This window comes from Streptomyces sp. NPDC059851, assembly GCF_042732005.1.
GTDB lineage: Bacteria > Actinomycetota > Actinomycetes > Streptomycetales > Streptomycetaceae > Streptomyces.
Genome location: NZ_JBHWJJ010000067.1, coordinates 15,444 through 41,232, shown reverse-complemented (window position 1 = coordinate 41,232; position 25,789 = coordinate 15,444). Strand labels below are relative to the sequence as shown.

General features: G+C 73.8%; 18 protein-coding genes, 1 tRNA gene and 2 pseudogenes. 18 read left to right on the top strand and 3 right to left on the bottom strand.

Annotated elements, in window-relative coordinates; all coding sequences use genetic code 11:
• From ACFV7Q_RS22420 to ACFV7Q_RS22390, 7 genes and pseudogenes are all read left to right on the top strand, one after another.
• Window positions 1–385, top strand: a pseudogene (locus ACFV7Q_RS22420) (septum formation initiator); the annotation flags it as partial.
• The gene (locus tag ACFV7Q_RS22415; protein WP_385430892.1) at window positions 382–1,530 is read left to right on the top strand and encodes a TadA family conjugal transfer-associated ATPase; all 1,149 of its coding nucleotides are present in this window, start codon (window positions 382–384) and stop codon (window positions 1,528–1,530) included. The pseudogene ACFV7Q_RS22420 and the gene ACFV7Q_RS22415, both read left to right, overlap by 4 nt.
• 14 nt (window positions 1,531–1,544) lie before the next feature.
• Window positions 1,545–2,414 (top strand): type II secretion system F family protein, encoded by an 870-nt coding sequence (locus ACFV7Q_RS22410; RefSeq protein ID WP_385430890.1) that lies wholly within the window; start codon window positions 1,545–1,547, stop codon window positions 2,412–2,414.
• A complete protein-coding gene (locus ACFV7Q_RS22405) occupies window positions 2,414–3,193 on the top strand; it encodes a type II secretion system F family protein (protein WP_385430888.1) in 780 nt (259 codons plus the stop codon). The genes ACFV7Q_RS22410 and ACFV7Q_RS22405 overlap by 1 nt, the downstream gene beginning before the upstream one ends.
• A gap of 73 nt (window positions 3,194–3,266) precedes the next feature.
• Complete coding sequence (locus tag ACFV7Q_RS22400) at window positions 3,267–3,464, top strand: DUF4244 domain-containing protein (RefSeq protein WP_385430887.1); 198 nt, start codon at window positions 3,267–3,269, stop codon at window positions 3,462–3,464.
• Window positions 3,465–3,510: 46 nt separating this feature from the next.
• Window positions 3,511–3,840 (top strand): TadE family type IV pilus minor pilin, encoded by a 330-nt coding sequence (locus ACFV7Q_RS22395; RefSeq protein WP_385430885.1) that lies wholly within the window; start codon window positions 3,511–3,513, stop codon window positions 3,838–3,840.
• Window positions 3,837–4,097: pseudogene (locus ACFV7Q_RS22390) on the top strand (Rv3654c family TadE-like protein); the annotation flags it as partial. The gene ACFV7Q_RS22395 and the pseudogene ACFV7Q_RS22390, both read left to right, overlap by 4 nt.
• Before the next feature lie 374 nt (window positions 4,098–4,471).
• On the opposite strand, the gene ACFV7Q_RS22385 reads toward ACFV7Q_RS22390, so the two are convergent.
• Window positions 4,472–6,919, bottom strand: coding sequence for a DEAD/DEAH box helicase (locus ACFV7Q_RS22385; protein ID WP_385430883.1), 2,448 nt, complete (start codon window positions 6,917–6,919; stop codon window positions 4,472–4,474).
• Window positions 6,920–7,000: 81 nt separating this feature from the next.
• Between ACFV7Q_RS22385 and bldG the strand changes: the two genes are divergently transcribed.
• The 11 genes from bldG to ACFV7Q_RS22330 all read left to right on the top strand — a co-directional run bounded on the left by bldG (window position 7,001) and on the right by ACFV7Q_RS22330 (window position 23,372).
• A complete protein-coding gene (bldG, locus tag ACFV7Q_RS22380; RefSeq protein WP_030152678.1) occupies window positions 7,001–7,342 on the top strand; it encodes an anti-sigma factor antagonist BldG in 342 nt (113 codons plus the stop codon).
• A 120-nt stretch (window positions 7,343–7,462) separates the two neighbouring features.
• Entirely contained in the window at window positions 7,463–7,903 is a 441-nt protein-coding gene (locus ACFV7Q_RS22375; RefSeq protein ID WP_385430881.1) for an ATP-binding protein, read from the top strand.
• 259 nt (window positions 7,904–8,162) lie between these two features.
• The gene (locus ACFV7Q_RS22370; protein WP_385430880.1) at window positions 8,163–10,568 is read left to right on the top strand and encodes a sodium-translocating pyrophosphatase; all 2,406 of its coding nucleotides are present in this window, start codon (window positions 8,163–8,165) and stop codon (window positions 10,566–10,568) included.
• A gap of 145 nt (window positions 10,569–10,713) precedes the next feature.
• Window positions 10,714–11,259, top strand: a complete 546-nt coding sequence (locus tag ACFV7Q_RS22365; protein WP_385430879.1) for a small secreted protein — start codon at window positions 10,714–10,716, stop codon at window positions 11,257–11,259.
• 51 nt (window positions 11,260–11,310) lie between these two features.
• Complete coding sequence (locus ACFV7Q_RS22360) at window positions 11,311–12,849, top strand: methyltransferase (protein ID WP_385430877.1); 1,539 nt, start codon at window positions 11,311–11,313, stop codon at window positions 12,847–12,849.
• A 277-nt stretch (window positions 12,850–13,126) separates the two neighbouring features.
• Window positions 13,127–13,324, top strand: coding sequence for a hypothetical protein (locus ACFV7Q_RS22355; RefSeq protein WP_385430876.1), 198 nt, complete (start codon window positions 13,127–13,129; stop codon window positions 13,322–13,324).
• A gap of 380 nt (window positions 13,325–13,704) precedes the next feature.
• Window positions 13,705–16,521 (top strand): type I DNA topoisomerase, encoded by a 2,817-nt coding sequence (gene topA, locus ACFV7Q_RS22350; RefSeq protein ID WP_385430874.1) that lies wholly within the window; start codon window positions 13,705–13,707, stop codon window positions 16,519–16,521.
• A 279-nt stretch (window positions 16,522–16,800) separates the two neighbouring features.
• A complete protein-coding gene (tmk, locus tag ACFV7Q_RS22345; protein ID WP_385430873.1) occupies window positions 16,801–20,130 on the top strand; it encodes a dTMP kinase in 3,330 nt (1,109 codons plus the stop codon).
• A 102-nt stretch (window positions 20,131–20,232) separates the two neighbouring features.
• Window positions 20,233–21,444, top strand: a complete 1,212-nt coding sequence (locus tag ACFV7Q_RS22340) for a DNA polymerase III subunit delta' (protein ID WP_385430871.1) — start codon at window positions 20,233–20,235, stop codon at window positions 21,442–21,444.
• A gap of 189 nt (window positions 21,445–21,633) precedes the next feature.
• Window positions 21,634–23,202, top strand: a complete 1,569-nt coding sequence (locus ACFV7Q_RS22335) for an alpha/beta hydrolase (RefSeq protein ID WP_385430870.1) — start codon at window positions 21,634–21,636, stop codon at window positions 23,200–23,202.
• 96 nt (window positions 23,203–23,298) lie between these two features.
• Window positions 23,299–23,372 (top strand) — tRNA-Thr (locus tag ACFV7Q_RS22330).
• A 122-nt stretch (window positions 23,373–23,494) separates the two neighbouring features.
• Here the strand turns inward: ACFV7Q_RS22330 and ACFV7Q_RS22325 are convergent.
• Window positions 23,495–25,105: a tyrosine-type recombinase/integrase gene (locus ACFV7Q_RS22325; RefSeq protein WP_385430868.1), complete on the bottom strand. Its 1,611-nt coding sequence runs from the start codon at window positions 25,103–25,105 to the stop codon at window positions 23,495–23,497.
• Complete coding sequence (locus ACFV7Q_RS22320; protein ID WP_385430866.1) at window positions 25,102–25,776, bottom strand: helix-turn-helix domain-containing protein; 675 nt, start codon at window positions 25,774–25,776, stop codon at window positions 25,102–25,104. The genes ACFV7Q_RS22325 and ACFV7Q_RS22320 overlap by 4 nt, the downstream gene beginning before the upstream one ends.
• Between the last annotated feature and the right edge of the window lie 13 nt (window positions 25,777–25,789).

The following is a 25,789-nucleotide window of genomic DNA, read 5'->3' as shown; positions in this document are numbered from 1 at the left end:
GGTCGTGGTCGTGGACCTGCCCCGTCGGGTGGACGAGGCCGTCGCCGAGGCCCTGGCCCAGCTCGACGTGGTGCTGATGGTGGTGCCGGGCGAGCTGCGGGCGGTGGCCGCGGCGGGCCGGGTCGCGGCCGGGGTGCGGATGGCGGCCCGCGATGTGCGCGTGGTCGTACGGGGCCGGCCGCCGGGCGGACTCGACGCCGAAGCCGTGGCCGGGCTACTGGGGGTTCCGCTGGCCGGCGAGGTGCCGGTCGAAGTGGGGCTCCCGGGGCGGGTCGCCGAGGGGGAACCGCCGGGCGCACACGGGCGGGGCGCGCTGGCCCGGTTCTGCGACGGCTTCTGGCGGCGGGTCCTGGGCCCGGCCGCCGACCGGGGGGTGACGGCATGAGCACGGTGCTCCTGGACGCGGTGCGTCGGCGGCTCGCCGAGACCGGGGCGGAGCCGACCCCGGCCCGGGTGGCGGCGGCCCTGCGGGCCCAGGGCCGGCTGCTGGGCGACGCGGAGGTACTGGGTGCCGCGGCCGAGCTGCGGTCCGAACTGGTCGGCGCGGGCCCGCTGGAGGCGCTGCTCGCCGATCCCGGGGTCACCGATGTGCTGGTGGCGGCCCCGGACCGGGTGTGGGTGGACCGGGGCGGCGGGCTGGAGCTGACCGGGGTGACCTTCGCCGACGCCGACGCCGTGCGCAGGCTCGCGCAGCGGCTGGCCGCGGTGGCGGGGCGCCGCCTGGACGACGCCCGCCCCTGGGTGGACGCCCGGATGCCGGACGGAACCCGGCTGCACGCGGTCCTGCCGCCGGTGGCGGTCGGCTCGGCGTGCCTGTCGCTGCGGGTGGTGCGGCCCCGGGCGTTCACGTTGGACGAGCTGGTCGCGGCGGGGACGCTGCCGCCCGGCGGCCAGCGGCTACTGCAGGACATGGTGGAGGCCCGGCTGTCGTTCCTCGTCTCCGGGGGGACCGGCACGGGCAAGACCACCCTGCTCAGCGCCCTGCTGGGGCTGGTCGGGCCCGGTGAGCGGATCGTCCTCGCCGAGGACTCGGCCGAGCTGCGCCCCGACCATCCCCATGTGGTGCGGCTGGAGACCCGGCCCGCCAACCAGGAGGGCGCGGGCCTGGTCACCCTGGCGGACCTGGTCCGGCAGGCGCTGCGCATGCGGCCGGACCGGCTGGTCGTCGGCGAGGTGCGGGGAAGCGAAGTCGCGGACCTCCTGGCGGCTTTGAACACGGGACACGAAGGAGGCTGCGGCACCGTCCATGCGAATGCCGCCGGGCACGTACCGGCCCGGCTGGAGGCGCTCGGGACCGCCGCGGGCCTCGACCGGGCAGCCCTGCACAGCCAGTTGGCGGCCGCGCTGACCCTGGTGATCCACCTGGTCCGGGACCGGGCAGGGCGGCGCCGGGTGGCCGAGGTGCACGTGCTGGAGCGGGACGCCGCCGGGCTGGTGGTCACCGTACCGGCATTGCGTTGGGCGGCCCGGGGGTTCGTACGGGAGCCCGGCTGGGAGCGGCTCGGCCCGCTGCTGGGCGGTGCGCGGTGAACGGCGCGGCGGCGGTGCCGGTACCCGTGTTCGCCGGGGTGCTGTGCGCGGGGACGGCCGCTTGGGCGCTGGCTGCCGGGGGCGACCGGGTGTCCCGGCGGGCCCGGGTGGTGCTCGCGGGAGGCGGGCCGGCGGTGCCCGGAGGTCCGGCGTCCTGGGAGCGGCTCGCGGCCGCCGTCAGGATGCGGGCCGCGCGCTGGCAGGAATGGGCCTGCCTCGGGGCGGGGCTCGCGGTAGCGCTGCTGGGCGGCTCGGTGATCCCGCTGGTCGCGGGCGCCGCGGCGGTGCCCCTGCTGCGGCACTGGCTCGGTGCCCGGCAGCGGGAGCGGGACCGGTCCGCGCGGGCCGCCGAAGTGATCGCCCTGTGCGGGGCGGCGGTCGGCGAGCTGCGGGCCGGGGCGCAACCCGGGCAGGCGCTGACGGCGGCGATGCGCCGGACGGCCGCGGGCCCGGGCGGCCCGGGAGCGGCGGAGACGGCGGTGCTGGCCGCCGCCGCGTTCGGCGGCGACGTCCCGGCCGCGCTGCGCCAGGCGGCCCGGGAGCCCGGAGCGGAGGGGCTGGCCGGGATGGCCGCCTGCTGGCGGATCTCCGTGGACGGCGGCGCGGGCCTGGTCGCCGGACTCGACCGGCTGGAAGGGGCGCTGCGGGCCGAGCGGGACCGCCGGGAGGCGCTGCGCGCCCAACTGGCCGGGGCCCGGTCGACGGCGGCGGTGCTCGCCCTGCTGCCGCTGGTCGGGCTGCTGATCGGCACCGGGCTCGGGGCGGACCCGCTGCGGGTGCTGCTGCACACCCCGGTCGGGTGGGGCTGCCTGCTGGCGGGCGGGGTGCTGGAGGGGCTGGGTCTGCTGTGGTGCCGGCGGATCGTACGGGCGGGGGAGCAGTGATGGGCGGTTTCGCCGTCCACAGGCTGGGGACGGCGCTGTGCCTGGCGGTGGCGGTGCTCGGCGCGACGACCGCGGTCGCGGCACACGTACGGGCGCGGGTGGCGCGCCGCAGGATAGCCGCGCTGCTGCCGGAAGGACCCCGGCGACGGCGTCCCGCCTTCGGGACGCGGATACGAGGCCTCGCGGCGGTGTGGTGGGGCCCGGCGGGAGTGCTGCTGGCGGTGTGGGTGCTGATCGGCGGGGTGCTCGGGGTCCTGGCCGGCTGCGCCGCGGGGGCCGGGGCGTGGTGGCTGCGCCGCCGGCTGCCGGACCGGCCGGCCGAGGCGGCCGCGCAGGAGGTGGAGCGTCAGCTTCCGTTCGCAGCGGACCTGTTGGCCGCTTGCCTCGCGGCGGGGGCCGGGCCGGTCGAGGCCGCGGAGGCGGTGGGGGAGTCGCTGGGCGGCCCGGTGGGCGAGCGGCTGGCGCTGGCCGGGGCGGAAGTGCGGCTCGGTGGCGAACCGGGAGCGGCCTGGGGGCGGTTGGCGCGGATACCGGGCGCAGAGGCGCTCGCCGCGTGTCTGGAGAGGGCCGCGCGGACGGGGGCGCCGGCGGCGGATCCGGTCGCACGGCTGGCGACGGCCCTGCGGGAGGAACGGTCCCGGCAGGCGACCGCGCGGGCGCAGCGGGCGGCGGTGCTCGTCACCGCACCGGTGGGGCTGTGTTTCCTCCCGGCGTTCCTCGCGGTCGGAGTGGCGCCCGTGGTGATCGGAATGGCCTCGGGCCTTCTCTCCGGAACGTGAGATCGCGAAACGCGGCCGGTGTGGAAATCAGAACTGGGATCACGTCAAGAACGAATATCAGCGGGAGGTTGTCATGAGGATCATCTGGTTTCGCGTGCAGACAGCGTTGCGCGGCCGGGCGGGCGATGCGGGGATGTCCACTTCCGAATACGCCATGGGCACGATCGCGGCGTGTGCATTCGCGGCCGTTCTGTACAAGGTGGTGACGAGCGACGTGGTCTCCACGGCGCTCCAGTCGACCATCGGGAAGGCGCTCGATGCGCCGTTCTGAGGGAAAGCCGCGGTGTATCGGCGGACGACGGCGCGACCGGGGATATGTGACGGCGGAGGCAGCGCTGGTCATTCCCGCGCTGGTGTTGTTCTCGGCGCTGCTGGTGTGGGCGCTGATGGCGGCAGCCGCGCAGGTCCGCTGCGTGGACGCCGCCCGGGCCGGTGCCCGGGCGGCGGCCCGGTCGGAGCCGGCGGAGCGGGCGGTGGCGGCGGCCCGGGCGGCCGCCCCGCCCGGGGCGGAGGTGGTCCTGGAGCGGGAGGGGGACCTGTGGCGGTTATCGGTGGCGGCGCCCGCGCCGGGGCCGGGCGGGCTGGCGGTACGGCTCGGGGCCCGGGCCGTGGCCTTGGCCGAGGACAGCGTGGGGCCGCCGCCATGAGGGGCGACCGGGGCTCGGCCACGGTGTGGGCGGCGCTGGTGGTGACGGTGCTGGCAGCGGTGTTCGGCGGGGTGCTGCTGCTCGGGCAGGCGGTGCTGGCCCGCCATCGTGCGGCGGCCGCCGCCGACCTGGCGGCCCTGGCCGCGGCGGCGACCTGGGCCCACGGCCCGGAGGTCGCCTGTGGCGCCGCCCGCCGGGTCGCCCGGGCCCAGGCCGCCGACCTGTCCGTCTGCACCCTTCGGGGCGAGGTGGCCGAGGTGGCCGCCCGACCCGGGGGCGGCCCTTTCCGGCCGGTGATCACCGCCCGGGCCGGCCCGCCGCAGCCCGCCGCCGCCCCGGACGAACCCCTGGCCCCGGCCGATCCCGTCCCGGGCCAGCCGGAGGCCGTCACGGGCCCCGGCCCGGTGCGGGCCGCCGTCGCCACCGGCCCGCCGTTGGTCGCCCCCGTCGCGGTCCTGCCGCCGGGCGTCACGCACCGGGGCCGGCCGCCGACCGACCCCGTCCCGGGTCGGGGGTGGGCTGATCCCGTCCCGGGTCGGGCGTCGGCCGTCGCGGGCCAGGGTCCCGTGCGGGCCGACCGTGCCCGTGGCCAGACGTCCGAGTCGGACGGGGCCCGGGCCGGGGGAAGAGCTCAGGCGCCTGCGGACAGGAGGCGGGTCAGCAGGCGGACGGCGCCGCGCTTGTGGAGGGGGTCGTTTCCGTTGCCGCACTTGGGGGACTGGATGCAGGACGGGCAGCCGGCCTCGCACTCGCAGGCGGCGATGGCGTCGCGGGTGGCCGTCAGCCAGGCCCGGGCCGTGTGGAAGGCCCGCTCGGCGAAGCCGGCGCCGCCGGGGTGGCCGTCGTACACGAACACGGTGGGCAGGAGGGTGTCCGGGTGCAGCGGTACGGAAACGCCGCCGATGTCCCAGCGGTCGCAGGTGGCGAACAGCGGGAGGAGGCCGATGGAGGCGTGTTCGGCGGCGTGCAGGGCGCCACCGAGGACCTCCGGGCTGATCCGGGCCTCGTCGAGCTGGTCCTCGGTCACGGTCCACCACACGGCCCGGGTGCGCAGGGTGCGCGGCGGCAGGTCCAGCTTGGCCTCGCCGAGCACCTCGCCGGTGATCAGCTTGCGGCGGAGGTAGGAGACCACCTGGTTGGTGACCTCCACCGAGCCGTAGCAGAGCCGGGCGTCCCCCCACGGGATCTCGGTCTCGGTCTCCAGGACGGAGATGGAGGTGGTGTCGCGGGCGGTGGTCGAGAACGGCGGGTCGGCCTCCTCGACCAGGGCGACCGAATCCTCCAGGTCCAGCCGCTGCACCAGGTAGGTGCGGCCCTGGTGGAGGTGGACGGCCCCGTCGTGGACGGCGGTGTGCGCCGCGGACTCGTCGACCGTGCCCAGCAGGCGCCCGGTGGCGGCCTCGACGATCTGGACCGGGCGGCCGCCGCCGCCCCGGATGTCGGTCAGGTCCGTCGCCCGCTCCCGGCGGGTCCAGTGCCAGGTCGTGGCCCGGCGGCGCAGCAGCCTCGCCGCCTCCAGCTGCGGCATCAGGTCGGGGGCCGCCGGGCCGAAGAGGGCGAGGTCGCCCTCGGTCAGCGGGGACTCGGCGGCGGCCGCGCACAGGTGCGGGGCCAGGACGTACGGGTTGTCCGGGTCCAGGACCGTGGCCTCCACCGGTCGGCGGAAGAGGGCCTCCGGATGGTGGACGAGGTAGGTGTCCAGCGGGTCGTCGCGGGCGATCAGCACGGCCAGGGCCCCCTGCCCGGCGCGCCCGGCCCGGCCCGCCTGCTGCCACAGCGAGGCCCGGGTGCCCGGATATCCGGTGATCAGGACGGCGTCCAGGCCGGCGACGTCCACGCCCAGCTCCAGGGCGGTGGTGGCGGCCAGGCCCAGCAGCTCGCCGGAGTGCAGGGCCCGCTCCAGGGCGCGGCGCTCCTCCGGCAGGTAGCCGCCCCGGTAGGCCGCGACCCGGCGGGGCAGGGACCGGTCCACCTCGGCGAGCCGCTCCTGGGCGATCACCGAGATCAGTTCCGCCCCGCGCCGGGAGCGGACGAAGGCCACCGTACGGACCCCCTGGACGACCAGGTCGGTCAGCAGGTCGGCGGTCTCCGCCGTGGCGGTGCGGCGCACCGGTGCGCCCTTCTCGCCCCGCAGGTCGGTGAGCGGCGGCTCCCAGAGGGCGAAGACCAGCTCCCCGCGCGGGGAGGCGTCGTCGGCGACCTCGGTGACCGGGACGCCGGTCAGCCGCGACGCGGCGGTCGCCGGGTCGCTCGCGGTGGCGGAGGCGAGCAGGAAGACGGGCTCGGAGCCGTAGCGGGCGCACAGCCGCCGCAGCCGCCGCAGCACCTGTGCCACGTGGGAGCCGAAGACGCCCCGGTAGGTGTGGCACTCGTCGACGACGACGTAGCGCAGGGCGCGCAGGAAGGAGGACCAGCGGGGGTGCCCGGGCAGGATCGCCCGGTGCAGCATGTCGGGGTTGGTCAGGACGTAGTTCGCGTACTGGCGGACCCACTCGCGTTCCTCGACCGGCGTGTCCCCGTCGTAGACGGCGGGCCGGACGGCGTGGCCCAGCGGCGCGGCGAGCTCCCGTACGGCCCGCCGCTGGTCGGCCGCCAGCGCCTTGGTGGGGGCCAGGTAGAGGGCGGTCGCGCCCCTCCCGTTGGGGGCTTCGGCGCCGTCGGCGAGGGCGGAGAGCACGGGGGCGAGGTAGGCCAGCGACTTGCCGGACGCGGTCCCGGTGGCGACGACCACGGATTCGCCGTCCAGGGCGTGCTCGGCGGCCGTGGCCTGGTGTTCCCACGGGTGTTCGATCCCCGCGGTCCGGATCGCGGCCACGACATCCGTTCGGATGCGGTCGGGCCACACGGCATGACGGCCCTCCCGACGGGGCAAGTGCTCCGTATGGGTGATGCGCGCAGCTCGAAAAGACCCCCGTGACAGACGGTCCAGAACCGTGTCGGGAGCGGGTCGCGGGTCCTCGGGTGCCGTGGGACGTCCGGGGCGGTGAGTATTGGCCATTGGAACTGAGTGTGTCACCGGCGTGCGGGACAATGGTCCGAAGGCGTCGTGCGCGCCTGCCGGTAAGTGATTGAATGCCATCGCGGCAGCCAATCCCTCCCCCGCTCTCGGGTGGGGAGGCCCCTGGGGGGCGCCGCTCGATAGCAAGGTGCTGGAGGATCCGTGGACCTGTCCCTGTCGACTCGCACTGTCGGCGACCGCACGGTCGTGGAGGTCGGTGGCGAGATTGATGTGTATACCGCGCCCAAGCTGCGCGAGCAGTTGGTCGAGTTGGTGAACGACGGCAGCTACCACCTGGTTGTCGACATGGAGCGGGTGGACTTCCTCGATTCCACCGGCCTCGGTGTGCTCGTGGGAGGCCTCAAGCGCGTCCGTGCGCACGAGGGCTCGCTGCGCCTGGTGTGCAACCAGGAGCGCATCCTGAAGATTTTCCGTATCACCGGCCTGACGAAGGTGTTCCCGATCCACACGACGGTGGAGGACGCCGTCGCCGCCACCGACTGACGAAGTCCGCCCCGGTGCGCCGCGCGACGGCGCCCGGGGAGGGAGCCGAAGAGGACGGGGGCGCGGGCCGTGGGCGGTCCGGGCCCCTGTAAGGCACGCCCGTAGTCCGAGGGGGACGCGATGGCCACCGTTGAACTGCGTTTCAGCGCCCAGCCCGAGCACGTCCGGACGGCCCGCCTGGTCGCGGCCGCCGTGGCGCGGCGGGCCGGCGTGGAGGAGGCCGCGCTCGACGAGGTCCGCCTCGCCGTGGGCGAGGCCTGCTCGCGCGCCGTCGGCCTGCACCTCAGCAACGGGCTCACCGCGCCCGTACGGGTCGTCCTGACCGAGGAGGAGAAGTCGTTCTCCATCGAGGTCGGTGACGAGGTCCCCGGGCCGGGCGGGGGGTCGGGCGACACCGTGCCCGGGCTCGACGCCGCCCTGGACCCGGATGCGGACACCGAGGACGAGATGGGGCTCGCGGTGATCAGCGGGCTCGTCGACGACGTCGAGGTGACGACCAGTGAGCGGGGCGGGACCATCCGGATGAGCTGGCCCGTTTCGGCCGGCTCCGAACTCCCTTAGCCCCGGCGCCCCGACGTATTATTCGATCTTATTGAAGGCCCTGCTGAGCAGGGCCTTTTTCATGCCCGCACGCAATTCCTAGATCGATGACCATGTGTCAATGCCTTTGCCCCATTACTTCTTTCGGGGGTAATGAAGTGGCGCGATCTATTGGTGGGGGGCGAGAGCAGGCCAATTCCGTTTCCCGCGCACTGTTTTGCTCGGGACCGGCTCCCTACAATCCGTCCACATCTTGAGCTCATCACGTCAAGGAGGACGAATGACGGGGCTCTTCACCCCTGAAGCGCTGGACGGCACAGCCGATCTGGCCGCCGCGGTACTCACCGATGACAATCGGCTCATCGTGATGGTGATCGCGGCCGTGGCAATTGCCGCACTCGTCGTGGCGCAGATCCTGGTCCGCCAGGTCCTCTCCGCCGACGAGGGAACCGACAAGATGAAGAAGATCGCCGCCGCCGTGCAGGAAGGCGCGAACGCCTACCTGGGCCGGCAGCTCCGTACCCTCGGCATCTTCGCCGTCGTCGTGTTCTTCCTGCTGTTCCTGCTGCCCGCCGACGACTGGGCGCAGCGGGCGGGCCGCTCCGCCTTCTTCCTCGTCGGCGCACTCTTCTCGGCGACCACCGGCTACATCGGCATGCGCCTCGCCGTGCGCGCCAACGTCCGCGTCGCCGCCGCCGCCCGCGAGGCCACCCCCGCCGACGGGGAGCCCGCCAAGGACCTCACCGACGTCTCCCACAAGGCGATGCGGATCGCGTTCCGCACCGGCGGGGTCGTCGGCATGTTCACCGTCGGCCTCGGCCTCCTCGGCGCCTCCTGCGTCGTCCTGGTCTACGCGGCCGACGCCCCCAAGGTCCTGGAGGGCTTCGGCCTCGGCGCTGCCCTGATCGCGATGTTCATGCGCGTCGGCGGCGGCATCTTCACCAAGGCCGCCGACGTCGGCGCCGACCTGGTCGGCAAGGTCGAGCAGGGCATTCCGGAGGACGACCCGCGCAATGCCGCGACCATCGCCGACAACGTGGGCGACAACGTCGGCGACTGCGCGGGCATGGCGGCCGACCTCTTCGAGTCGTACGCCGTCACCCTCGTGGCCGCCCTCATCCTCGGCAAGGCCGCCTTCGGTGACCTCGGCCTGGCCTTCCCCCTCATCGTCCCCGCCATCGGCGTCATCACCGCGATGATCGGCATCTTCGCGGTCTCCCCGCGCCGTTCCGACCGCAGCGGCATGGCCGCCATCAACCGCGGCTTCTTCATCTCCGCCGTGATCTCCCTGGTGCTCGTCGCCATCGCCGTCTACGCCTACCTGCCGGCCACCTACCAGGAGCTCGTCGGCGTCGAAAACACGGCGATCACGGAGCACTCCGGTGACCCGCGGGTCCTCGCCCTCGTCGCCGTCGCGATCGGCATCGTGCTCGCCGCCCTGATCCAGCAGCTCACGGGCTACTTCACCGAGACCAACCGGCGTCCCGTCCGGGACATCGGCAAGTCCGCGCTGACCGGCCCCGCCACCGTCGTCCTCGCCGGGATCTCCGTCGGCCTGGAGTCCGCCGTCTACACGGCGCTGCTCATCGGCCTCGGCGTCTACGGGGCCTTCCTGCTCGGCGGCACCTCGATCATGCTCGCCCTCTTCGCGGTGGCCCTGGCCGGCACCGGCCTGCTCACCACCGTCGGCGTGATCGTCGCCATGGACACCTTCGGGCCCGTCTCCGACAACGCCCAGGGCATCGCCGAGATGTCCGGCGACGTCGAGGGCGCCGGCGCGCAGGTCCTGACCGACCTCGACGCCGTCGGCAACACCACCAAGGCCATCACCAAGGGCATCGCCATCGCCACGGCCGTGCTCGCCGCCGCCGCACTGTTCGGCTCGTACAACGACGCCATCTCCACCGCGGTCAAGGAGGTCGGGGCCACCGCCGGGGAGATGAACCTCAGCCTCGACATCGCCCAGCCCAACAACCTCGTCGGGCTGGTCCTGGGCGCGGCGGTGGTGTTCCTGTTCTCCGGCCTCGCCATCAACGCGGTGTCCCGCTCCGCGGGTGCGGTGGTCTACGAGGTGCGCCGCCAGTTCCGCGAGCGTCCCGGAATCATGGACTACACGGAGAAGCCCGAGTACGGCCGCGTCGTGGACATCTGCACCAAGGACGCGCTGCGCGAGCTCGCCACGCCCGGCCTGCTCGCCGTCATGGCGCCCATCGCGGTCGGCTTCGTCCTCGGCGTCGGTGCGCTCGGCGCGTACCTCGCGGGCGCGATCGGCTGCGGCACGCTGATGGCCGTCTTCCTCGCCAACTCCGGTGGCGCGTGGGACAACGCCAAGAAGCTCGTCGAGGACGGCCACCACGGGGGCAAGGGCAGCGAGGCCCACGCCGCGACCGTCATCGGCGACACGGTCGGCGACCCGTTCAAGGACACCGCCGGCCCCGCGATCAACCCGCTCCTCAAGGTGATGAACCTGGTGGCGCTGCTGATCGCCCCGGCCGTCGTGCAGTTCAGCTACGGCGCCGACACCAGCCCGGCCGTCCGCGCGGTCGTCGCGGTCGTCTCCCTCACCGTCATCGTCGCCGCGGTGTACGTCTCCAAGCGGCGCGGCATCGCGGTCGGCGACGGCGGCGACGGCACGGGGACCGAGCGGGTGGCGCAGAAGCCGGCTGACCCCGCAGTCGTCTCCTGACGGGGCGGGTTTCCGCCAGGATTCGAAGTTGCGTCCGGACGGCGGGCGGGCGGCGCGGACTGACGCGCCGTCCGCCCGCCGTTCTGCGTGGCCGGATGGGGGCCGTGTATCTTCCGGGCCGAGAGCCTTGGAAGGGACCAATCCGGTGAACAAGAAGTTTGCGTCCGCGGTGTCCGGCGGTGCGGTACTGGTGCTCGTGCTGTCCGGTTGCGGCGGTGACGACGGCAGCGAGAAGGCCAACGCGTGGGCCAAGAAGGTCTGCGACAAGTGGCAGCCCGAGCTGAAGAAGATCGAGACGGCCAACGCCGACATGAAGCGCGTGTCCGGTACGACGAGCAAGCCGGACGAGGTCCAGAAGACCGACTCGGCGGCCTTCCAGGTCCAGTCCGACGCGTACAAGGCGATGAGCGCCGCGGTGTCCTCGGCGGGGACCCCGCCGACCAAGGACGGCCAGGCGACCCAGGCCGCCGCGGTCCAGGGGTTCGAGGCCGCGTCCAAGGCCTATGCGGACCTGAAGACGAAGATCGACGCGCTCGACCCCAAGGACCAGACCAAGTTCGCCGACGGGCTCAGCCAGCTGTCGGGGGCCATCGCGGAGGCCAACAAGGGCAGCAAGGAGGCCTACGCGAAGCTCACGTCGGGCGACCTGAACCAGGCGATCGCCAACCAGAAGGGCTGCAAGGTGTCATGACGCCCGCCAAGTGAGCCCCGGCGGCCGCGCCGTGGACGGCACGACGCACGGATGCACCGTGTCAGCCGACACAATGGACGGGTGAGTACCACCAGCCTCCCCACGCCCGACCGTGCCGCCGCGCTCCGCGCCGCCCTGCTCTCCGCCGGCTTCACCGCCGACGGCGTGCTGGAGCTGCTCGGCGCTCCCGCCTACGCCGCGCTGGCCCGCAGCGAGACGGTCCCGGCCCTGCGCGCCACCCGAAGCCGGGGCACCGGCCCGCTCGCGAGCCTGGTCCGGCTGTTCCTGTTGCAGCAGCCGGAGCCGTACGTGCACGTGGCGGAGGCGCTGCCCGTCGATGACGCGCTGGCCGACGGCTGGCTGCGCCAGGAGGGCGATGAGGTGCACGCCACCGTCGACGTCCGACCGTACGGGGGCCCGGACGGCGAGGACTGGTTCATCGTCTCCGACCTCGGCTGCGCCGTGGGCGGGGCGGGCGGCATCGGCAGCCGCGAAGAGGGCGTCGTCCTCGGCGTCGGCGGCGCCTCCACCGCGCTGGCCGGCATCACCGTGCGCACCCCCGTCGGCAGCGCCCTCGACCTCGGCACCGGCTCCGGCATCCAGGCCCTGCACGCCGCACGGCACGCCACCCGGGTCACCGCCACCGACGTCAACCCGCGGGCCCTCGACATCACCCGGCTGACGCTGGCGCTGTCCGGTGCCCCGGAGGCCGAGCTGCTCCTCGGATCGCTGTTCGAACCGGTCGGGGGGGCGACGTACGACCTGATCGTTTCCAACCCGCCGTTCGTGATCTCCCCCGCCGCGCGGCTGACGTACCGGGACGGCGGCATGGGCGGGGACGACCTGTGCCGGACCCTGGTCCAGCAGGCGGGTGCCCACCTCAACCCGGGCGGGTACGCCCAGTTCCTCGGCAACTGGCAGCACGTGGAGGGCGAGGACTGGCGCGACCGGCTCCGCTCCTGGGTGCCGCGCGGCTGCGACGCGTGGATCGTGCAGCGCGACGTGCAGGACGTCACGCAGTACGCGGAGCTGTGGCTGCGCGACGCGGGCGATCACCGCACCGAACCCGCCGAGTACGCGCAGCGGTACGAGGACTGGCTCGACGAGTTCGAGGCCCGCAAGACCAAGGCGGTCGGTTTCGGCTGGATCACCCTGCGCCGCAGCGATGCGGCGGAGCCGTCGATCGTGATCGAGGAGTGGCCGCACACGGTGGAGCAGCCGCTCGGCGACGCCGTCCTCGCCCACTTCGCCCGCCAGGACTACCTGCGCCAGCACGATGACGCGGCCCTGCTGAACGGCCGCTTCGTCCTGGTCGAGGAGGTCGTCCAGGAGCAGGTCGGCCCGCCGGGGGCGGAGGACCCGGAGCACGTCGTCCTCCGGCAGAACCGCGGCATGCGGCGCGCCACGACGGTGGACACGGTCGGGGCGGGCTTCGCCGGCGTGTGCGACGGCTCGCTCAGCGCGGGCCGCATCCTGGACGCGATCGCGCAGCTGGTGCACGAGGACCCGGTCGTGCTCCGGGACCGGACGCCCGAGGCGATCCGGATGCTGGTCGAGCAGGGCTTCCTGGAGCCGGTTGCCGACCGCTGACCCGTGACCGGGGCCGCCCGGTCTGGCCCGGGCCCCGTGACCGGGGCCGGGGCCGGGGGCCGGGTCCGCCCGGTCCGGTTCGGTTCGGTCCGCTTCGGTCCGGGTCCGGGTGCCGGCCCCGCCGCATCTGTGATGTAACCCGCGGTTCGCCCGCCGTTCGCCCGCGGCTGGCAGGCTCCCGCGTACAGGTCGGCCAGGGGGACCCCGGGATACCGGGGGGATTCCGGGGGAGCCCGCGAGCGGTTCGGCCCACGGCCCGGTGACGAGGGGGAACGGCATGGAACGCGGTCCGGCGATCTTCGCGGCAGCCGTGTTCCTGCTGTTCGGGACGGCTCTGCTGGTCTGGACGGGGGCGCGTGCCCGCGGCGGCGCGCCGGTGGCCGAGGGCGTGCGCCCCGCTGTGGCCGTGCCGCTGGCCCTGCTCGGCGGCGCGACGGCGGTGGCCCTCGGCGTGTGGTGCCTCACTCGGCTCTGAAGCCGCGCCCGCCCGGCTCGGGGTCCACCGCCACCGGCTCGGGATCCGCACGGTCCCGGTGCCGGCAGCCGCTCGGCGCCGCCGGGATTCCGGCCCGGTCGCCCCGGCGAATGCCGGCCGATTCGCGCCGGGGCGGGCCGACGGAGGAAACCGGACGTCAGGCGGGGTGTGGGCGCGCGGCCAGACGGCCCCCTGGCCACTCGGGCCAGTGATCGGGACGGGTCCGGCGGGGTATCCGGGCGGCATGAATGGCACTTGTCGGGTTACCGTTCGAGTGGCCGTTGCGGGCTTGTGCCGTTTGACACGGGGGCGGGTTGTACCGTCACACTCCGCAGCGTCGCCGTACTGCGACCGAGTGCCGACCGGAGAGAAGAGCCAAGTTGTCCCCGACTAGCGAGACCGCACAGGGCGGCCGCCGACTCGTCATCGTCGAGTCCCCTGCCAAGGCGAAGACGATCAAGGGCTACCTCGGCCCGGGATACGTCGTCGAGGCGAGCGTCGGGCACATCCGCGACCTCCCGAACGGCGCCGCCGAGGTCCCCGACAAGTACACGGGCGAGGTCCGCCGCCTCGGCGTGGACGTCGAGCACGACTTCCAGCCGATCTACGTCGTCAACGCGGACAAGAAGGCGCAGGTCAAGAAGCTCAAGGAGCTGCTGGCCGAGTCCGACGAGCTCTTCCTCGCCACCGATGAGGACCGCGAGGGCGAAGCCATCGCGTGGCACCTCCAGGAAGTCCTCAAGCCCAAGGTCCCCGTCCACCGGATGGTCTTCCACGAGATCACCAAGGACGCGATCCGCGAGGCCGTCGCCAATCCGCGCGAGCTGAACCAGCGCATGGTCGACGCCCAGGAGACCCGCCGCATCCTCGACCGCCTCTACGGCTACGAGGTCTCGCCGGTCCTGTGGAAGAAGGTCATGCCGAAGCTGTCGGCGGGCCGCGTCCAGTCCGTCGCCACCCGCCTCGTCGTCGAGCGCGAGCGCGAGCGCATCGCCTTCCGCTCCGCCGAGTACTGGGACCTGACCGGCACCTTCGCCACCGGCCGGGCCGGCGACCCCTCCGACCCCTCGACGCTCGTCGCGCGCCTGAACACGGTCGACGGCAGGCGCATCGCGCAGGGCCGCGACTTCGGCGCGAACGGGCAGCTGAAGAACGACGTGCTGCACCTCGACGAGGCGAACGCGCGGGCCCTGGCCGCCGCGCTCGCGGACAGCTCGTTCGCCGTCCGCTCGGTCGAGTCCAAGCCGTACCGCCGCTCCCCGTACGCCCCCTTCCGTACGACGACGCTGCAGCAGGAGGCCTCGCGCAAGCTGGGCCTGGGTGCCAAGGCGTGCATGCAGGTGGCGCAGAAGCTGTACGAGAACGGCTTCATCACCTACATGCGTACGGACTCCACGACGCTGTCGGACACGGCCGTCGCCGCCGCCCGGGCGCAGGTCACGCAGCTCTACGGGGCCGACTACCTGCCGGAGAAGGCCCGCGTCTACGCCGGCAAGGTCAAGAACGCCCAGGAGGCGCACGAGGCGATTCGTCCTTCGGGTGATCGTTTCCGCACGCCCGCCGAGACCGGCCTGACCGGCGACCAGTTCCGCCTGTACGAGCTGATCTGGAAGCGGACCGTCGCCTCCCAGATGAAGGACGCCACCGGCAACTCGGTCACCGTCAAGATCGGTGGCGTTGCCGCCGACGGTCGGGACGCCGAGTTCACCGCCTCCGGCAAGACGATCACCTTCCACGGCTTCATGAAGGCGTACGTCGAGGGCGCGGACGACCCGAACGCCGAGCTCGACGACCGCGAGCGGCGCCTCCCGCAGGTCGCGGAGGGCGACGCGCTGGCCGCCGACGAGATCACGGCGGACGGCCACGCGACCAAGCCGCCGGCCCGCTACACCGAGGCTTCCCTGGTCAAGGAGCTGGAGGAGCGGGAGATCGGCCGCCCGTCCACGTACGCGTCGATCATCGGCACGATCCTGGACCGCGGCTACGTCTTCAAGAAGGGCACGGCCCTCGTGCCGTCCTTCCTGTCGTTCGCGGTGGTCAACCTTCTGGAGAAGCACTTCGGCCGGCTCGTCGACTACGACTTCACGGCGAAGATGGAGGACGACCTCGACCGCATCGCGCGCGGCGAGGCCCAGGCCGTGCCGTGGCTGAAGCGGTTCTACTTCGGTGCGGAGGGCGATGCCGCGCAGCCCGGGCCCGTCGACGGCGACCACCTCGGCGGCCTCAAGGAGCTGGTCACTGACCTGGGCGCGATCGACGCCCGGGAGATCTCCTCCTTCCCCGTCGGCGAGGGCATCGTGCTGCGCGTGGGCCGGTACGGGCCCTACGTGGAGCGCGGCGAGAAGGACGCCGAGGGCCACCAGCGGGCGGACGTGCCGGACGACCTGGCTCCGGACGAGCTGACGGTCGCGTACGCGGAGGAGCTCTTCGCCAAGCCGAGCGGCGAGTTCCAGCTCGGCAAGGACCCGGTCAGCGGGAACGAGATCGTCGCCAAGGACGGCCGCTACGGGCCGTACGTGACGGAGATCCTGCCCGAGGGCACGCCGAAGACCGGCAAGAACGCGGTGAAGGCGCGCACGGCGTCGCTGTTCAAGTCGATGTCGCTGGACACGGTGACCCTCGACGACGCGCTCAAGCTGATGTCGCTGCCGCGGGTCGTGGGCACCGACGCCGAGGGCGTGGAGATCACGGCGCAGAACGGCCGCTACGGCCCGTACCTGAAGAAGGGCACGGACAGCCGCTCCCTGGAGACCGAGAACCAGATCTTCACGATCACGCTGGACGAGGCGCTGGCGATCTACGCCCAGCCCAAGCAGCGGGGCCGCGCGGCGGCCAAGCCGCCGCTGAAGGAGCTCGGCACGGACCCGGTGAGCGAGCGCCCGGTGGTCGTGAAGGACGGCCGGTTCGGCCCGTACGTGACGGACGGCGAGACGAACGCGACGCTGCGGCGGGACGACGACGTCGAGACGATCACGCCGGAGCGGGGCTACGAGCTGCTCGCGGAGAAGCGGGCGAAGGGCCCGGCCAAGAAGACGGCGAAGAAGGCCGCCGCGAAGAAGGCCCCGGCAAAGAAGGCGACGGCCACGAAGACGGCCGCCGCGAAGAAGACGGCGGCGAAGAAGACGACGACGGCCAAGACGACGACGGCGAAGAAGACCGCCGCCAAGAAGACGGCGGCCACCCCGCCGGAGGCCTGACCGCCACGGGCACCGCACCGCACCGGCCCGGAGCCGGTGCGGGGTGCCCCCGTGAGGGGCGCGGGGAACCGCGCGGGCAACCCCGAACCGGCCGGCACGGGTCCGGCGGCGTGAGCGCCCCGGGAGGGGCGCGGGGAACTGCGCGAGCAACCCAAGCCGGCCGGCACCCGGCCGACGACGGCGGCCCCGGCCGCGGGGGCGTGCGGCCACCCCGGGGCCCCGCCCCGGGGTTGTCCACAGCCCTCCGCACCCGCCGAGCGCAGCGGATAGGCTGGGCGGATGACGCGAGCCGAGCAGCCGACTGGCGTGACCGCCCCCCCGAGCCCCTCCTACGACGAAGCCCTCGCCGCGGATTCCCGCGAGCGGGCCCTGCGCGCCCTGCTGCGCACCCCCAGGTTGCGCCGCCTGTGGAGCGCCCAGCTCGTCAGCGGCATCGGCGATGCCCTGGCCCTGCTGGTCCTGGTGGTGCTCGCCTTCCAGGCGGCCGTCTCCCAGGGCACCTTCGGCACGGGCTACCGGGGCTGGGCCCTGGCCGTCGCCGCCGTCTTCGGGGTCCGGATCATCGCCACCCTGCTCTTCGGCGCGGTCCTGCTCGGCCCGCTCACCAAGCTCACCGCGCCCGGCGGCAGGCTCGACCGCCGCTGGACGATGGCCGCGGCCGACGGGCTGCGGCTCGGCCTGTTCGTCGTCGCCCCGCTCTGGCTCGACTGGATCCCGGCGCACGCGCTGACCGCGCTGCTGGCCACCGTCTTCGTCGCCGGCGCCGCCGAGCGGCTGTGGACGCTGGCCAAGGACAGTGCGGCTCCCTCCCTGCTGCCCGCGCCGCCGCCGGAGGGGGCGACCGTACGGCCGCTGCCCGACCACCTCGACGCCCTGCGCCGGCTGACGCTGCGCACGACGTTCGCCGCGATGCCCGCCGCCGCGGGCGCGCTGCTCGCCGCAACCCTCGTCGGCAAGGCCCTCGGCCTCGGCGTGGACTGGTTCGCCGCGAACCAGGCCGCCCTCGGCTCGTACGTGGCCGCCGGCCTGTTCGCCGCGTCGCTGTCGCTGCTGCTGCCGCTGGTCCTGCCCGCCGAGAAGACGCCGCGCCCGCGGTCCCCGCTGGAGGGCCTGCGGGCCCCCAAGGCGGGGGACCGGCCCGACAAGGGCCGTACGGGGGCGGTCCCGCTGCTGGTCCTGGCCTGCGCCGCCGTCGCCGGGGCGGTGGCCTGCGCCGCCGCCGTGGCCGTGCTGCACGCCTTCGACCTGGGCGGCGGCCCGGCCACCTTCGCCCTGCTCGTCCTGGCCCTGCTCGGCGGGACCGGGGCCGGCATCCGTGCCACCCAGGCCGGCAAGGTACTGCCCATGCTGTCCCGGCGCCGGCTGCTGGCCCTCGCCATCGCCGTGACCGGTACCGCGCTGCTGCTCACCGGCCTGGTCACTGACCTGGCGACCGTGGTGTTCCTGTCGCTGCTCGCGGGCCTCGCGGCGGGTGTGGCCGCCAACACCGGGCACACCCTGCTCGACCAGGAGACCGAGGAGTTCCGTCGGGCCCGGGTCACCGAGCACCTGCAGGCCGTCGCACGGGTGGCGGTGGCCCTCGGCGCGGTCCTCGGCCCCGTCGTGGCCGCGGGGATCGGCCCGCACCGCCTGGCCTTCGCCGGCCTCGTGCTCGCGTACGGCGGCGCCGCGTTCACCCTGGTGATCGTCGGCGCGCTGCTGCTGCCGGCCGCCGTCGTGGTGCTCGCCAAGGGCGACGACCGCGCCGGCGTACCGCTGAGCCGCGACCTGCGCGAGGCGCTGCGCGGCGGGGAGCCCGACCAGGCGCCGTACGGCACCGGCTTCTTCATCGCCCTGGAGGGCGGCGACGGCGCCGGCAAGTCCACCCAGGTCCAGGCCCTGGCCGACTGGATCCGCGGCAAGGGCCACGAGGTCGTCGTGACGCGCGAGCCGGGCGCCACCCCGATCGGCAAGCGGCTGCGCGCGATCCTCCTCGACGTCTCTTCGGCCGGGCTGTCCAACCGGGCCGAGGCCCTGCTGTACGCAGCCGACCGGGCCGAGCACGTGGACTCGGTGGTCCGCCCCGCCCTGGAGCGCGGCGCTGTCGTCATCTCCGACCGCTACATCGACTCCTCGGTCGCCTACCAGGGCGCCGGCCGCGACCTGTCGCCGACCGAGATCGCCCGCATCTCGCGCTGGGCGACCGACGGGCTCGTACCGAACCTGACCGTGCTGCTCGACGTGTCGCCGGAGACGGCGCGGGAACGGTTCACGGAGGCGCCGGACCGGCTGGAATCGGAGCCCGCGGAGTTCCACCAGCGGGTCCGCTCAGGCTTCCTGACCTTGGCCGCCGCCGATCCGGGGCGCTACCTGGTGGTCGACGCCGGGCAGGACCCGGAGGCGGTGACCACGGTCGTCCGGCACCGACTGGACCGGATGCTCCCGCTGTCCGAGGCCGAGCGGGCCGCCCGGGCCGAGGCCCGGCGGCGGGCCGAGGAGGAAGCCCGCCGCAAGGCCGAGGAGGAGGCGGCGCGCAAGGCGGAGGAGGAGCGCCTGCGCGCCGAGGAGGAGGCCCGCAAGGCCCGGGAGGCCGAGGAGGCCCGCCGCAAGGCCGAGGCCGAGGCAGCCGAGGCCCGCCGGATCGCCGAGGAGGAGGCCGCCCGCCGGGCGGAGGAAGAGCGACTGCGCGCCGAAGAGGAGGCCCGTGCCCGGGCCGAGGCCGAGCGGCGGCGCGCGGAGGCCGAGGAGAAGGCCCGCGCGGCGGAGGAGGAGCGGCTGCGCCGGCAGGCGGAGGAGGAGGCCCGGCTGCGGGCCGAGGCCGAGGAGCGGCGCCGGGAGAAGCAGCGGCGGGCCGAGGAGGCCCTGCTGAAGGCGGAGGAGGCGCGCCGGCAGGCGGAGGCCCAGGCGGCAGCGGCCGCCGCGGCCGCAGCCGCCCGGGCCCGTCAGGCCCAGGCCGCGCCCGGCCCCAAGGTGTCCATGAGCAAGGAGCCGCACCCGGACGACGCGGTGACGGTCGAGACGCCGATGGTCGAGACGCCGAAGGTCGAGACGCCCGTGGTCGAGGCCCCGCCGGCCAGGACCCCGGTGGACAAGCGGGTCGTCCGGCCGGACGACGTGACGCAGACGGTGCCGGTGCCGAAGGTCGACCCGGCGGCGGAAACCTCCGTGCTGCCCGCCGTCGACGCGTCCGGGGCCGCGGACGAGACGGCCGTACTGCCGCCCGTACGCCCGTCGGGCGCGTCCGGTGCGGACCGTACGTCCCGTACGTCCCGTACGGGCGGCACCGACCCCCGCACGGGCGGACAGGGCGGACAGGATGACCGGGCGCCCGCGTCCAACCCGGGGCCGCAGGCGTACTCAGCCGTGCGGCCGACGGCCCGCCGCCCCGAGGAGGACCCGGCCGACCGGGTGCCGCCGGGCATCTTCCGGGACTCCGGCGACGAGGTGACCCGCGAGCTCCCCGTCCTCGACGACGAGGGCCGCCAGGGCCGGCCGCGCCCCTCCTGGGCCGAGGAGACCCCGCTGGACGACCTGCCGACCCTGGCGGACGAACTGCTCGGCCCCCACCGGGACGACGAGGACGGCGAGTACGGCGAGTACGGCGGGGGAAGCCCGCGCCGCCGCCGCTGACGGGATGCCGCCGCCGACGGGGACTGTCGGCGGTAGGCCCCACACTGGTACGCGGTAGGTACGCCGTACGAGCAGAACGGCATGTGAAAGGCGGTGGGCGGGATGCCCGTGTGGGACGACCTGGTGGGCCAGGAGCGGGTGCAGGCACAGCTGGCCGCCGCAGCCCGTGACGCCGACGCCCTGGTCACCGCCGTCGAGGCGGGGCAGGAGCCGCCCGCCGCGTCGAAGATGACCCATGCGTGGCTGTTCACCGGCCCGCCCGGATCCGGGCGGGCCACCGCCGCCCGCGCCTTCGCGGCGGCCCTGCAGTGCACCAGCCCCGACCGCGCCCTCGGCGGCGAGCCGGGCTGCGGGTTCTGCGACGGCTGCCACACCACCCTGGTCGGCACGCACGCCGATGTGGAGCTCGTCCGTACGGACCTGCTGTCCATCGGCGTCAAGGAGACCCGCGACCTGGTCCGACGGGCGCAGCTGTCCCCGGCCGTGGGCCGCTGGCAGGTCATCGTCCTGGAGGACTCCGACCGGCTGACCGAGGGTGCGGCCAACGTGCTCCTCAAGGCCGTGGAGGAGCCCGCCCCGCGCACCGTGTGGCTGCTGTGCGCACCCTCGATGGAAGACGTGCTGCCCACCATCCGCTCCCGCTGCCGGCTGCTGACCCTGCGCACCCCGTCGGTGACCGCCGTCGCCGACCTGCTGGTCCGGCGCGACGGCGTCGACCCGGCCGTCGCCGCGTTCGCCGCGCGCGCCACGCAGGGGCACATCGACCGGGCCCGCCGCCTCGCCCAGGACGAGGGCGCCCGCGCCCGTCGGGCCACCGTGCTGAAGCTTCCGCTCCGGGTCGACGACGTGGGCGGCTGCCTCAAAGCCGCCCAGGAGCTCGTCGATGCCGCCGCCGAGGACGCCAAGCTGCTCGCGGAGGAGGTCGACGTCAAGGAGACCGAGGAGCTGCGGGCCGCGCTCGGCGCCGGGGCCGGTGCCGGCGGCCGGCTGCCGCGCGGCACGGCCGGCGTGATGAAGGAGCTGGAGGACCGGCAGAAGCGCCGCCGCACCCGCACCCAGCGCGACAGCCTCGACGTGGCGCTGACCGACCTCACCGGCTTCTACCGCGACGTCCTGGCCCTCCAGCTCGGCTCCCCGCTGGCCATCGCGAACGAGGACCTGCGCGTGGACCTCGACCGTGTCGCCCGCGCCGGAGGCCCCGAGCGCACCCTGCGCCGGATCGAGGCGATCACCGCCTGCCGCGAAGCCCTCGACCGCAACGTGGCCCCGCTCCTCGCGGTCGAGGCGATGACGATGGCCCTCCGCGCCGGCTGACACACCGGTTGACCGTTCACCCGTACGGGCGACCCGGCGGGGACGGGCGCGCACCGCGGACGGGGCGACCACCGGGATGCGCGGCTCGGGCGGGGCCGGCCGCCCACGCCGAGCGCCACACGGCCGCCCGCCCCCGAGGCGTCCCACGACCGCCCGGCCGATGCTCCCGGTACGACGTAGGCTCCGGGGATGGACACCAGTCGCCTGCTGCGCACCACCGGAACCGTGATCGCCGCCGCCGGGCTGCTGCTCTCCGGCTGCACCTCGGACGGTTCGGCGGGCTCCAGGGCCGCCGCGTCCGCCACCCGGGGCACCGGGCCGGCGGCACGGCCGACGGCCGTCCCGGCCGCCCTGCGCCCGTACTACGAGCAGAAGCTGGTTTGGCGCGACTGCGGTGTCCCAGGGTTCCAGTGCGCCACCATGAAGGCCCCGCTGGACTACTCCCGCCCCGACTCCGGCCAGGACGTCGAGATCGCCGTGGCCCGCCGCCCCGCCACCGGGCCGGGCAAACGGCTCGGCTCGCTCGTGGTCAACCCGGGTGGCCCCGGCGGCTCCGGCATCGGCTACCTCCAGGCGTACGCGGGGATCGGCTACCCGGAGCCGGTCCGGGCCCGGTACGACATGGTCTCGTTCGACCCGCGCGGGGTGCACCGCAGCAGCCCGGTCGAGTGCCTGACCGGCCCCGCCATGGACGCGTACACACAGGTCGACCAGACCCCCGACGGCGCCGCGGAGCAGGCCGCGCTGGTGGCGTCGTTCAAGGAGTTCGCGGCCGGCTGCCAGGAGCGCTCGCGGCGGATGCTGCCGCACGTCTCCACCGTCGACGCCGCCCGGGACATGGACGTGCTCCGTGCGGTGCTGGGTGACGAGAAGCTGACGTACGTCGGCGCCTCCTACGGCACCTTCCTCGGGGCGACGTACGCGGACCTCTTCCCCGGCCGGGTCGGCCGGCTGGTCCTCGACGGGGCCATGGACCCGTCCCGCTCGGCCCTCGACCTGAACCGGGACCAGACCGAGGGCTTCGAGACGGCCTTCCGCTCCTTCGCCAAGGACTGCGCCAAGCAGCCCGACTGCCCGCTCGGCAAGGGCGGCCCGGACGCGATCGCCGAACGCCTGCAGGCGTTCTTCCGGACGCTCGACGCCAAGCCGGTGCCGAGCGGCGATCCGGAGCGCCCGCTCGGCGAGTCCCTCGCCACGACCGGGGTGATCGCCGCCCTGTACGACGAGAGCGCGTGGCCGCAGCTGCGCGAGGCCCTCGCCAGCGCGATGGCCGGCGACGGCTCCGGCCTCCTCGGCCTCGCCGACAGCTACTACGAGCGCGAGGCGGACGGCAAGTACGCCAACCTGATGTACGCCAACGCCGCCGTGAACTGTCTCGACCAGCCGCCGGCCTTCTCCGGACCCGACGCGGTCGTCTCGGCCCTCCCGTCCTTCCGGAAGGCGTCCCCGGTCTTCGGCACCGGCCTCGCCTGGGCCTCGCTGAACTGCACGTACTGGCCGGTCAAGGCCACGGGCGAGGCCCGCGCGCTGAACGCGAAGGGAGCCCCGCCGATCGTGGTGGTCGGCACCCTGCGTGACCCGGCCACCCCGTACAAGTGGGCCCGGTCCCTGGCGGAACAGCTCGACTCGGGCGTGCTCCTCACGTACGACGGCGACGGCCACACCGCGTACGGCCGCGGCAGCACCTGCATCGACAACGCGCTCAACGCCTACCTCCTGGAGGGCAAGCCCCCGAAGAACGGAAAGAAGTGCACGTGATGATCACGTGGTTCGGGGCACCCCGTTCGAGCCTGTAGACTAGGCGCCGCTGCTGATGAGCGAACCCCTCCGGGGGGACACTTGTCTGCCGGCGGTGCCGCCTTAGCTCAGTTGGCCAGAGCAACGCACTCGTAATGCGTAGGTCTCGGGTTCGAATCCCGAAGGCGGCTCAGAGAAAGGCCAGGTCAGATACCTTCTGACCTGGCCTTTTCTGTTGCTCGGGGCATGGTAGGGCATGCGGCGGGGGTGCCGCAGGTTTGCGTGCGTGAGCGATGCGTGAGCGGAGGGGCCGTCAGCCCTTCTTGGCGGCCTTCTTGGCCTTGCCCTTCTTCTTCCCCTTGGCCTTCGCCTTCGCGGCCCGCTTGGCGTCCTTGGCGGCCTTGCTGGCCTGCGCTTCCTGCTCGGCCTTGCGCTGGAGGGGGACCAACTTCGCGGTGGCCTCGGCGGCGCTTTTGCCGACGTGGGGGAGCACGCTCTGGTAGATGTCGCGCGTGATCCGGGTGTCGCTGTGCCCGAGCGTGTCCGACACGATCTTGATGTCGATGTCGGCGGCCAGCATGAGCGTCGCCGCCCCGTGCCGGAGGTCGTGCAGCCGGATCGGCGGCAGGCCGGAGGCCGCGACGAGCCGCTCGAAGAGGTCCGTCACCTTCCCTGGGTGGAGCCAGGAGCCGTCCTCCTGGGTGAAGACGAGGCCGGTGTTCACCCAGGCCGACCCCCACTCCAAGCGGTCGGCCTCCTGCTGCTTGCGGTGCCGCTCCAGGACGCCGGCGGTGTCGTCGTCGAGCGCGACGACGCGGAACCCGCTGTCCGTCTTCGGCTCGGACTCCTCGACCTCCCAGCCGTCCTGCACCAGCTGCGCTGTCACGGTGAGGGAGTGCCGGTCGAGGTTGGTCTCCGACCAGGGCTGCCCGCACGCCTCGCCGCGCCGCAGCCCGCGGAACGCGATCAGGTGCCACATCGCGTACAGCCAGTCGTCGGCGACGAAGTCGAGGAAGGCGCCCGTCTGTTCCGGCGTCCAGACCATCACGGGGGAGGGCTTCTCGCCGGTCTGCTCCCACTTGGCGACCCGCTCGTCCGTCCACACCAGCGCCTTCGGCTTGCGCACCGGGTCGATCTCGACGTGGGCCGCAGGGTTGAACGTGATGATCTGCTGCCCGATCGCGTCGTTCAGGGACGCGCGGAGCGTGGCCTTCACGTGCTGCCGCGTGGCAGGACCGGTCACGCGACGGAAGGCCGGCATCGCGTCGATCGCCTCCTTCAGTGCCTTCCGGCGAGCTCGGTTCTCGGCCCCCTTCCACGGGATCGTCGCCAACTCCTTCACGGCTGCCCGCCGCTGGGCGTTCTGCTCCAGGATCTCGGCGTTACCGTCGGCGATGGCCGTGAACATCTCGCTCAGGTGACTCACGCGCAGCCGGTCGAGGCGCCGGTGGCCGATGTGAGGCTTCAGGTGCACGCGGATGTCGGTCTCGTACCGGCTGATGCCCGACTTCCGGATGCGCTTGCCCGCCAGCCACCGGTCCAGCCACTCGGCGACGGTCAGGCTGCCGACGAGGTCCTGGCCGGCCTTGAGTCGCCGCCGCGTTTCCTCCACGTCGGGCAGCGGCAGCTTCTCGCTGCTGACCTCCGCCAGCATCTCGGCGAGCAGCTGGATGCCTTCGGGGTCGTCGGCCTTGGCGAGCCCGAGCAGGGCGCGCACGTGGTCGAGGTCGGCTTGCGCCGCCTTGGCGTTGGTGTAGCCGCCACGGGCGAACGACCGCCTACTGCCGTCCTCGCGGGGTGGCAGCTCCTGGCGTATGGAGTAGGTGCAGTGGTTCCTGCTGTTGCGCTTGGGGCAGGAAGTGCCGAGTTCCTTGCCGGTCTTGGGGTCGCGGCAGGAGCAGCGGCGGTAGGTAGAACCCTTCAAATGTCTTCCTCTTCGTAGCCGTCGTCGAACGGGCTCATGAACCGGGTTCGCATCAGATGCGGGGGTGTGCCGCCCTCCTCACGGATGGAGGCGCGTACGCTGCGCAGCCGTTGTTTGGCGAGCGCTGCTCTTTCTGCGTAGAAGGCTTGGGCGCTGAGGGCCTCTTCGCGTTGAGTGGGGTTGCTGGCCGATTTGGCCTTCCAGGCTTCGTGTTGCTCGCTGGATTCGGCGGCATTGAGGGCCTGCTGCTCGCTCTCGTGCCGATGGAAAAGGCGCAGCATGCGGTCGAGAGCGAGCGGCTCACCGGGTTCGGCGCCGGTGAACCACCGCATGGCGCCCCAGGTCTGCTCGCTGTCCCGCAGGGGGAGTTTCTGAACCCTTTCGACGTAGCCGACGGGGTAGATCAGGCAGATCGGGTTCGTGTGGAGTGCCTCGGCCAGCACCATGACGTCGACCAAGGGGAGGCTGGCCCGGCGGCCTGACTCCATGTTGGCGATCACGTTGCGCGGGATCCGGTGGCCGATCTCCTCACAGGCATCGGCGAGCTCTTGGGCGCTCATGCCCAATTCCTTCCTGCGTCGTCGCACCTCCTTGGCCACGGTTGCCATGACTTGGTCCACCCACTCTGGGACGTCGTCCTCGTCTTCATCATCGAATCCACGTTGTGTCATGGAGACACATTAG